9 protein-coding genes are annotated in these 10,031 nt (G+C 43.8%); 7 read left to right on the forward strand and 2 right to left on the reverse strand.

Going from position 1 to position 10,031, the window contains the following annotated elements; all coding sequences use genetic code 11:
* The 5 genes from D8790_RS10565 to D8790_RS10240 form a co-directional block, all read left to right on the forward strand.
* Positions 1-2,538 (forward strand): SHIRT domain-containing protein (locus D8790_RS10565; protein ID WP_221765903.1); only part of this gene is annotated, 2,538 nt, incomplete at its 5' end.
* 185 nt (positions 2,539-2,723) lie between these two features.
* On the forward strand, positions 2,724-3,557 hold the full coding sequence (fakB, locus tag D8790_RS10225) for a fatty acid kinase binding subunit FakB (protein ID WP_125388504.1): 834 nt from the start codon (positions 2,724-2,726) through the stop codon (positions 3,555-3,557).
* A 110-nt stretch (positions 3,558-3,667) separates the two neighbouring features.
* On the forward strand, positions 3,668-3,943 hold the full coding sequence (hbs, locus tag D8790_RS10230; protein ID WP_005589527.1) for a non-specific DNA-binding protein Hbs: 276 nt from the start codon (positions 3,668-3,670) through the stop codon (positions 3,941-3,943).
* 293 nt (positions 3,944-4,236) lie between these two features.
* Complete coding sequence (locus D8790_RS10235; RefSeq protein WP_125388505.1) at positions 4,237-4,938, forward strand: DUF4947 domain-containing protein; 702 nt, start codon at positions 4,237-4,239, stop codon at positions 4,936-4,938.
* 70 nt (positions 4,939-5,008) lie between these two features.
* Positions 5,009-6,280 carry a TRZ/ATZ family protein gene (locus D8790_RS10240; RefSeq protein ID WP_125388506.1) on the forward strand — a complete coding sequence of 424 codons (1,272 nt, stop codon included), beginning with the start codon at positions 5,009-5,011 and terminating at the stop codon, positions 6,278-6,280.
* Positions 6,281-6,401: 121 nt separating this feature from the next.
* Here the strand turns inward: D8790_RS10240 and D8790_RS10245 are convergent, their stop codons facing one another.
* The gene (locus tag D8790_RS10245; protein WP_061423287.1) at positions 6,402-7,595 is read right to left on the reverse strand and encodes an L-lactate MFS transporter; all 1,194 of its coding nucleotides are present in this window, start codon (positions 7,593-7,595) and stop codon (positions 6,402-6,404) included.
* A gap of 340 nt (positions 7,596-7,935) precedes the next feature.
* On the opposite strand from D8790_RS10245, the gene D8790_RS10250 reads away from it, so the two are divergent.
* Together D8790_RS10250 and D8790_RS10255 are read left to right on the forward strand one after the other, a co-directional pair.
* A complete protein-coding gene (locus D8790_RS10250; protein WP_125388507.1) occupies positions 7,936-8,388 on the forward strand; it encodes a peroxide-responsive transcriptional repressor PerR in 453 nt (150 codons plus the stop codon).
* Positions 8,389-8,540: 152 nt separating this feature from the next.
* Complete coding sequence (locus tag D8790_RS10255) at positions 8,541-9,233, forward strand: phosphoglycerate mutase (protein ID WP_006596758.1); 693 nt, start codon at positions 8,541-8,543, stop codon at positions 9,231-9,233.
* Positions 9,234-9,470: 237 nt separating this feature from the next.
* Here the strand turns inward: D8790_RS10255 and D8790_RS10260 are convergent.
* A partial coding sequence (locus D8790_RS10260; RefSeq protein WP_142999363.1) for a transposase occupies positions 9,471-10,031 on the reverse strand: 561 nt, incomplete at its 5' end.

Here is a 10,031-nt window from a genome sequence, read left to right on the forward strand (position 1 = left end):
ACCACTTATACAGATAGTGTGAATGATGGCACATGGACTTTCAAAGGCTATGACGCAGGCAATGCAGTCGTGAACAAGGCCAATGTTGAGTTTGTAGGAAAATGGGCCTTTGAAGCCAACAAGTACCAAGCTACTTACCGCTTCGAGAGTGAGACAGCAGGTAAGCAACTTCCAGCAGCCATCGCCGCATTGACTCCAAGCGACAGTGCAACCTATGTGAATGGCAATACTGTTTCGGCTCAACAACCAGCGCAAGCGACCTACACAGATACTGTGAACGACGGCACATGGACCTTCAAGGGCTATGACGCAGCTAGTGCAGTTGTCAACAAGGCAAATGTTGAGTTTGTAGGAAAATGGGTCTTTGAAGCTAAGAAGTACCAAGCTACTTACAGCTTCGAGAGCGCCACAGCAGGTAAGCAACTTCCAGCAGCCATCGCAGCATTGACTCCAAGCGACAGTGCAACTTATGAGAATGGTGCCTCTGTTTCCGCTCAACAACCAGCGGAAACCACTTACGCCGATACTGTGAACGACGGCACATGGACCTTCAAGGGCTATGACGCAGACAATGCAGTCGTGAACAAGGCCGATGTTGAGTTTGTAGGAAAATGGACCTTTGAAGCTAACAAGTACCAAGCCACTTACCGCTTCGAGAGCGCCACAGCAGGTAAGGCTCTTCCAGCAGCCATTGCCGCATTGACCCCAAGCGACAGTGCAACATATGTGAACGGTGCCTCTGTTTCCGCTCAACAACCAGCGCAAGCGACCTACACAGACACAGTGAATGATGGCACCTGGACCTTCAAGGGTTATGACGCAGCTAATGCAGTCGTGAACAAGTCCGATGTTGAGTTTGTAGGAAAATGGGCCTTTGAAGCCAACAAGTACCAAGCCACTTACCGCTTCGAGAGCGCCACAGCAGGTCAAGCGCTTCCAGCAGCCATCGCCGCATTGACCCCAAGCGACAGTGCAACATATGTGAATGGTGCTTCTGTTTCAGCTAAGCAACCAGCGGAAAACACTTACACAGACCCAGTGAATGATGGCACTTGGACTTTCAAGGGCTATGACGCAGCTAATGCAGTCGTGAACAAGTCCGATGTTGAGTTTGTAGGAAAATGGGCCTTTGAAGCCAACAAGTACCAAGCTACTTACCGCTTCGAGAGTGAGACAGCAGGTAAGCAACTTCCAGCAGCCATCGCAGCATTGACTCCAAGCGACAGTGCAACATATGTGAATGGTGCCTCTGTTTCGGCTCAACAACCAGCGCAAGCGACCTACACAGATACTGTGAACGACGGCACATGGACCTTCAAGGGCTATGACGCAGCTAATGCAGTTGTGAACAAGTCCGATGTTGAGTTTGTAGGAAAATGGACCTTTGAAGCCAACAAGTACCAAGCTACTTACAGCTTCGAGAGCGCAACAGCAGGTAAGCAACTTCCAGCAGCCATCGCCGCATTGACTCCAAGCGACAGTGCAACATATGTGAATGGTGCTTCTGTTTCAGCTCAACAACCATCACAAACCACTTACACAGACCCAGTGAATGATGGCACTTGGACCTTCAAGGGTTACGATGCAGACAATGCAGTCGTGAACAAGGCAAATGTTGAGTTTGTAGGAAAATGGGAGTTTAAGGCAAATCCGAAAAATGCTGAAATTTATACGCCTCAGGTAACGGAAGAAATTATTAAGGTTGGAGACAGACCAAACTTGACTGATAATGTGACGAACTTGTCAAGCCTTCCAGATGGTACTAAGGTAGTCGATATCACGCCTGCGGGTCAAATAGATTCTACAAAACCAGGTACTTATAGCGGTACAGTCCGTGTTGATTATCCAGATGGTTCTTCTACTGAAGTTCCTGTACCAGTTAATGTTTTGCCTGCACCAGTAACTGAAACCTATAAAGTGACTTACCGCTTTGAAAGTGCGACAGCAGACAACAACTTGCCAGCAGAAGTATTGAGCTTGCTTCCACAAAGTGGAACATATACTACAAGTTCTTCTGCAGCGATTGCTTTTGTTCCAGAAGCACCGATGCCTGTAGAAGTTTCTGTTGCAAATGGTACTTGGAAATTCCTGAGCTATGAAAAAGTGGAAGAGGGAACAAGTTTGACTTTCATAGGTAAATGGTCCTTTGAAGCGAAGCAAGTTCCTAGTCCACAACCACAACCGGAACCAGCACCGCAGCCGAAACCAGAACCAGCGCCACAACCGCAATCGGTTCCAAAACCAGAACCTCAGCCAAGTCCGGTTCCACCAGTGACTCCAGAAGTGAAGCCGGTTCAAGAGACTGATTCAGCAGCTAAAGTTCAAACGGATCAGTTAGAGAAGAAGCCTGAAAGCAAACCTGTTCCAAATGCTAAGCCAGCTGTTCCAACTCCTGCAGGAGATAAGGCTAAACAAGCGACCTTACCAAATACAGGTAGCACTGCTCCAGTTTCAGTCGGAGGAGCGACGACAAGTGCTCTTCTTGCGGGTCTAGGATTCATGATTCTTGGTCACAAGCGCAAAGATGATGAGGCTTAAAAGTGCATCTCTTTGTGTAAGCTTTGGCTAGTGCCTTAATCAAATCATTAAGAGTCTTCTAAGTAGTGTTTGACTTAGAAGGCTCTTATTTTTCTGAGATTTATGGATTAAGCTAAGATTGATTCACAAAAACTTAGGATTTTTTGGTATAATAGACTCAATAACAGGATAAAAGTAGGGAAAATATGACAAAAATTAAAGTTGTGACAGACTCTTCGATTACGATTGAGCCTGAACTAGCAAAAGATTTGAATATTACAATAGTTCCTTTGACGGTCATGATTGACGGTGTAGTCTACTCGGATTCCAATTTGAAAGAGGGAGAATTCCTTCAGTTGATGAAGTCTAGTAAAAATCTACCCAAGACTAGCCAGCCACCAGTTGGAGTATTTGCTGAGGTTTTCGAAGATTTGTCAGCAGAAGATGTCCAAATTATCTCGATTCACATGTCTCATGCTTTATCTGGCACCGTAGAGGCAGCTCGTCAGGGTGCTACCTTGGCCAAGGCTGATGTAACGGTTGTCGATAGTTCTTTCACGGACCAAGCGATGAAATTCCAAGTCGTTGAGGCTGCTAAAATGGCAAAAGCCGGAGCGACTTTGGAGGAGATTTTAGAAAAACTTGAGGAAGTCAAAGCCAAGACGGAGCTATACATCGGTGTATCAACCTTAGAAAATTTGGTCAAAGGTGGTCGTATCGGCCGTGTGACTGGTCTGATTAGCTCGCTTTTAAATATTCGTGTCGTCATGCAGATGACAAATCATACCTTGACTCCTATTGTCAAAGGACGGGGCGCTAAAACCTTTAAGAAATGGCTGGATGACTTGAAAGAGTCTCTGAAAGAGAAGGAAATTGAAGAAATCGGAATTTCCTATGCGGGTGGACCAGAATTTGCCAATCAAATGAAGGAAGAGCTGCAGGAATTTGTTGAACAACCAATCTCTGTCTTAGAAACAGGTTCCATCATCCAAACGCACACTGGAGAAAATGCATGGGCCGTTCTAGTTCGCTATAAATAAGGTAAATTATTTGTAAAATGTCTGCTTAAGACTTGACCTAGACGCTTTTTTTAGATATGATAATATCTGTTAGGGTTATTAACCCAGAAAAAAATTGGAGGATTTGTTAAATGGCTAACAAACAAGATTTGATCGCAAAAGTGGCAGAAGCTACAGAATTGACTAAAAAAGATTCAGCAGCAGCAGTTGACGCTGTATTTGCAGCAGTTACAGAATACCTTTCAAAAGGTGAAAAAGTTCAATTGATCGGTTTTGGTAACTTTGAAGTTCGTGAGCGTGCAGCACGTAAAGGTCGCAACCCACAAACTGGTAAAGAAATCACAATCGCAGCTTCTAAAGTTCCAGCTTTCAAAGCAGGTAAAGCTCTTAAAGACGCTGTAAAATAAGACAAAAATCAAAAGCCTATTGTATCAGCTTGCTGGCTTGTGCAGTAGGCTTTTTTTGTGTTCGAGGGGCAAGAAGGGGCGAGGCTAAGAAGATAATTTGTTTAAAAGTTTAACGACGTTAGCTTCCAACTTTTGTGTAAACTGTATTAAGCTTTCTAGCTCGTATATCAACTATTTCTCTTAACTTTCTAGAAGACACAACACTTATTTGTTAAGCAAGGCAGCAAAAATCAGGATGCTCCTCCTGCTAAACTTAAAATATGATATAATGTAGCTAAGAAATGGGGGTAACTATGTATTTAAAAAAAGTAATAACCTTTTTAACCATGCTTGCAGCTGTCATGGCTTTGACAGCTTGCTATTATCCAAGGAAAAGGGTTCCTAGGTCTGAAGCCTCTTCTGTCCAAAAGGTGAAAATACCAAAGAAATCAGAATCGACGAAGGCTACAAGCTCCAGTCAGCAAGAAAGATCAAAGAGCAGCCAGACCTCATCATCCAGTGCTCCAGCTTCTGAGAGCAAGGCGACAAGTTCGCCAGATGAAGTGACGGATAGCTTGCCTCAAGATGCACAGTCTGCCAATAAAGACAAGATCTATGCAACAGGTAATGCCAAGGTGTATTATCGTTCTTTTGAAGGAGGATTTAGTGCTCAAACGCCTGATTTCAAAGGCTATACAGAGGAGCAAGTCAAAAAGGTGCTTGGCGAGCCAGAGGCCGTCATAAAGGATCCGAATTACATTAAGGACACTTTTAAAGCTCAGGAGTTAGAAAATATAAAAGAGCTCTATCGAGGTCAGCATGTGACGGAAGAGCAGGCAAAGGCTTTCTATGTAACAGCAGCGGATATTGCCCAGGCAGCTAGCTTGAACCAAGACTATCAGTTGGAGAGTGATTATATTTTATATAGCTATAAGCAACATAAAATTAATCTGATTTTCTCTAAAGGAGAGTTGTATTATATGACTCCCAATCCTGATTATCTTTATTTTAAATAATCTTGAAAAATTCTTGCGCTAGTTTACTAGGCTTGCTATAATAGCTAAAACGAAATGAGAAGGAGCAAGGATGAAAGTTTATACTAATGTTAATCTGGTGACCTGTGACAGCGCATTTCATGTTTATCGGGAAGGCTTGTTGGTCGTGGAAGATGAACGCATTGCCTACTGTGGTCCCTATGACGAGGCCTGGCTAGAACAGTGCAGCGAGCTAGTGGATTATGAGGGTGCTTGGATCATGCCAGGGCTGGTCAACTGCCATACTCACTCTGCTATGACCTTGTTGCGCGGGATTCGTGATGATAGCAATCTGCACGAATGGCTGGAGGATTATATCTGGCCGGCAGAAAGCCAGTTCACATCGGATCTAACAACCAAAGCTGTCCAGCTGGCTCTAGCTGAAATGCTCCAGTCGGGAACAACGACTTTTAACGACATGTATAATCCTCAGGGAGTGGAGATTGACCGGATTTATCAGGCTGTGCGGCAGTCTGGTATGCGCTGCTATTTCTCACCAACCCTCTTTAGTTCAGAGGCGGAAACAGCCGAAGAGACTCTGGCACGTACTCGGGCCATTATTGAGGAAATGCTCGCTTATGAAGATGAAGATTTTCAGGTCATGGTGGCGCCACATTCGCCCTATGCCTGTGACGAAGATCTACTCAAGGGCAGTCTTGAGCTGGCTCGTGAGCTGGATTTGAAGCTTCATATCCATGTAGCAGAGACTCAGGAAGAAAATAAAATCATCCTGGAGCGCTTTGGTAAAAGACCTCTAGCTTTCTTAAAAGAATTGGGCTACTTGGAGCAGCCAGCCATTTTTGCTCACGGAGTTGAGCTGAATCCGTCAGAGATTGCAGATTTAGCAACTTCACCAGTCAGCATCGCCCACAATCCTATCAGTAACCTCAAGCTGGCTTCTGGTGTAGCTCCAGTGACAGACTTACTAGCAGCTGGGGTGACCGTTGGCTTAGCGACTGACTCTGTCGCTTCCAATAATAATCTGGATATGTTTGAAGAAGGTCGGACTGCAGCCCTCCTTCAGAAAATGCGGGCAGGTGATGCGACTCAGTTTACGATCGAGCAGGCCTTGAAAACTTTGACCATTGAAGGAGCCAAGGCGCTGGGTTTGGATAACAAAATTGGCAGTCTGGAAGCGGGTAAGCAAGCCGATTTCATTGCCATTCAGCCTAAGGGACGACTTCACCTCTATCCTTTGGAAAATATGCTGTCGCACCTAGTATACGCAGTCAAGGGTAGCGACGTTCAGGATGTCTACATTGCTGGGCAGCAGGTTGTCCGAGACGGCCAAGTGCTGACCGTTGATCTAGAATCGTTCCGTTAAACATAAAAGCCGAGTTTATCTCGGCTTTTATGTTGGTCAGGAGAGCTCTTTTCAATTTTTGCTGGCTAACAGTTTCTTTGTCAAAGAAAAACTCTGGGTCACCCCAGAGTTTGTGTTAGTTTTAAGCTTTCTTTGATTTAGAAATATAGAATAATTGTAGGACGATACCAAGGAGTGCCATACCAATAACGATGTAGAAGGCCATTGAATAGTCTCCCTTGTTTGCTTGAGCAAGTCGAGCACCCAACTGTGGTCCGGCAATAGCTGCAACACCATAAGCCGTGAACATCCAGCCATAGTTTGTGCCGACATTGGCCACGCCCCAATTTTCGGCTGTAATACCTGGGAAAGATCCAAGGAAGCCACCGAAGGACAGGGCGACAAGCATGACGCCTAAAATTGCAAGGATGCTTCCCTCCCCTTTAAAGAGAGCGGTCAGTGCCAAGCCACCAGCGACAGCGCCAAACATGGCGATTACAGTAGGGTAGCGGCCGATTTTGTCCGATACAGCTCCCCAGAAGATTCGTCCAAAAGTATTGGCGATAGAAACCAGCATAACGAATAGAGTTGCTTCCCCAACTAGTTTATATTGGTCGGAGATAGACGCTGCTGAGCCGATAATCATCATACCACCAGTAGCACCTAAAATGTAGATGAGCCACAGCAACCAGAAGTTTCCTTCACGTAGCATTTCTTTGTGAGTTTTGCCTGTCGGTGCAGAACTTCCTGCTACTGGAGCAGCTGCTGGAGCTTTTTCCATGACAAGAGAAGAGCAGCAGATAACGACAAGTAGGGCAATCCCCAGAACTTTAAATGTAGAATAAACGCCCATTGAAGCGATGAGAGTTTTGGCAAGTGGTCCGATGATTAGTGGTCCAAGTCCAAAGCCAGCTGCGGTTAAACCACCCGCGAGACCTTTTTTATCAGGGAACCATTTGGTAGCGACAGAAGTTGAAGCGCCATAGGCTGATCCGATACCGAGACCAAGGACAACCCCGTAGGTCAAGTAGAGTACAGGAAGAGAAGTTGCAAATCCTGTAGCAAACATACCCGCACCAAAGAGAATGCCTCCTAGAAAGACAAATTTCTTAGGGCCTAATGAATCGACTTTAGGTCCGAAAAGAATCATGCCGATTGGCACCATTGCAAAAGAGATACTGAAGGCTAGAGAGGTTTGAGCTTGCACCCATCCTTGGCTAGCATTGGCTTCCAGCAGCGCTTTTTGAAAAACAGACCAGGCGTATCCAGCACCTAAAGAAAGGTTGGTTAAGATAGCTGCTGCTAAAATGAACCAGCGATTTGGTGTTTTTTTCATAATGAGATCCTCATTTATATATTTTTTCTAAAAAATGATAGAAAACCAGCTGTACCCAAATAGTTGTCCTGCATGTTTCCTGCAAGGCAGGTAAAATAGCAGAAGCTTGGCTACAGAATTTGTTACTATAAAACCGATATATCAAAATTAAGCGCTTACATATTTGTTAACATCTCTATCATATCGTGCTTTGAGGCAAAAATCTACTTAATTAAAATGAATAGGTCTATTAGGCAGATTAATATTTTTCCTTATTTACAATCATTCTTAATAGAAAATCTATGTTTGTCATGATATAATGGAAATAAGCTAGAATGAATGTGGATGGAGTATAGAGAAGATGAATGAAGAGTATGAAAAGAATTACCAGGAAGTAATTGAACATCTAAGGCTGAAAGGTGTTCGAATCACAGAGACGAGAAAGGCTGTGATTGCTTTTGTCATCAGCAGTCATGACCATCCTAGTGCAGAGATGATTTACCAAGCCCTCTTGCCTGAATTTCCCAATATGAGCTTGGCGACTGTTTATAACAACCTAAAAGTGTTGATTGATGAAGGCTTTGTTTCAGAGCTCAAAGTCCGTAATGATACGACGACCTATTATGATTTTATGGGGCATCAGCACCTCAATGTCATTTGTGAAAAATGTGGTCGGATTGCGGATATGGACTTGGATTTGCCAGATGTTCAGCAGGAAGCAGCAGAGCAGACCGGTTATCAAATCACGAAGAGCCAGATGGTAGTTTATGGCATTTGTCCAGAGTGCGCCCAGCAAGAACAAGTGGCTAGCTAGAAGTCTTGAGTGGAGAATTGATTTTCTTAAAAGTCTGAGCAAGTGGAAAATTTCACAAATATCTCACTGAGACTAGATTTTTGAGAGAAAATTTTGTAAAATAGAATAGATAAACGGGGCAAACCCCGGAAAATAAAAGGAGAATCCATCTAATGGTAAAATTGGTTTTTGCTCGCCATGGTGAGTCTGAATGGAATAAAGCTAACCTTTTCACTGGTTGGGCTGATGTAGATCTTTCTGAAAAAGGTACACAACAAGCAATCGACGCTGGTAAATTGATCAAAGAAGCTGGTATCGAATTTGACCAAGCTTATACTTCAGTTTTGAAACGTGCGATCAAAACAACAAACTTGGCGCTTGAAGCTGCTGATCAACTCTGGGTTCCAGTTGAAAAATCATGGCGCTTGAACGAACGTCACTACGGTGGTTTGACTGGTAAAAACAAGGCTGAAGCAGCTGAGCAATTTGGTGATGAGCAAGTTCACATCTGGCGTCGTTCATACGATGTATTGCCTCCGGCAATGGATCGTGATGATGAGCACTCAGCTCACACTGACCGTCGTTACGCTTCACTTGACGATTCAGTTATTCCAGATGCTGAAAACTTGAAAGTAACTTTGGAACGTGCCCTTCCATTCTGGGAAGACAAAATCGCTCCAGCTCTTAAAGATGGTAAAAATGTATTCGTAGGAGCTCACGGTAACTCAATCCGTGCCCTTGTAAAACACATCAAACAATTGTCAGATGACGAAATCATGGACGTGGAAATCCCTAACTTCCCACCATTGGTATTCGAATTTGACGAAAAATTGAACGTTGTTTCTGAATACTACCTTGGGAAATAATTGGTGATAAAGCTCTGCTTAGCAGGGCTTTTTCTCATTATTGGAGAAAAATTCGGCTCTTTTCTACCATTTGTCAAGTCTATCAAGGCTTTAAGTAAAAAAAGAGATAAGACAGTAGCTATTCTGAGGTTACTGTCTTATTTTTAACACTTTTTGATCCATAAAAGGGCATGCTAAAAAATACCTCATCTGGTATTTTTTGAAACAAGGTGTTACCATAATACGGCATAGACAGCCTTATCGATTTTGGGTCAAAGAATAATCGTAAAGTTTGTTATGCGTAATGAGGTAATACATTGTTCGAATGAGACGATGTATAGAGGCAATCGTATGTGGCTTAGTTGAAGCTATTGTCGATTGTCTTTTTCGTTTCTCATAAAAGTCAGTGATATGGCAGGGATTGGTATGACTAGCTGAAGCGATGTTGTGAATGCACTTGAACAAGATTTTTCTGGCATAGGGATTACCTCGTTTAGTGATGTGTTCCTTAGCGAGAAAGTTCCCAGATTCATAGTGTCTCAGGTCAATGGCAATAAAAGCGTTGATTTGATTGGTAGACTGAAAGCGACGAATATCTCCCAATTCGCCAATGATAGATGTCGCTGTGGTTTCTGCGATGCCAGGAATTGACCGTAAGATGTCATACTCTGGTAAAGGCTGAGCTAGAGCTACCATGTCGTTTAAGACAACTTGTCTGCGTTCAGAAAGACGAAGCAATTCTTGAGCATAGTAGCGAACCTCTTCAAGCATTGGAGAGGTTTTCTTGACCGCACAAAAAAATTGTTTAGCGAGTGAGAT

The sequence above is a fragment of the Streptococcus cristatus genome (genome assembly GCF_003943535.1).
Taxonomy (GTDB): domain Bacteria; phylum Bacillota; class Bacilli; order Lactobacillales; family Streptococcaceae; genus Streptococcus; species Streptococcus cristatus_L.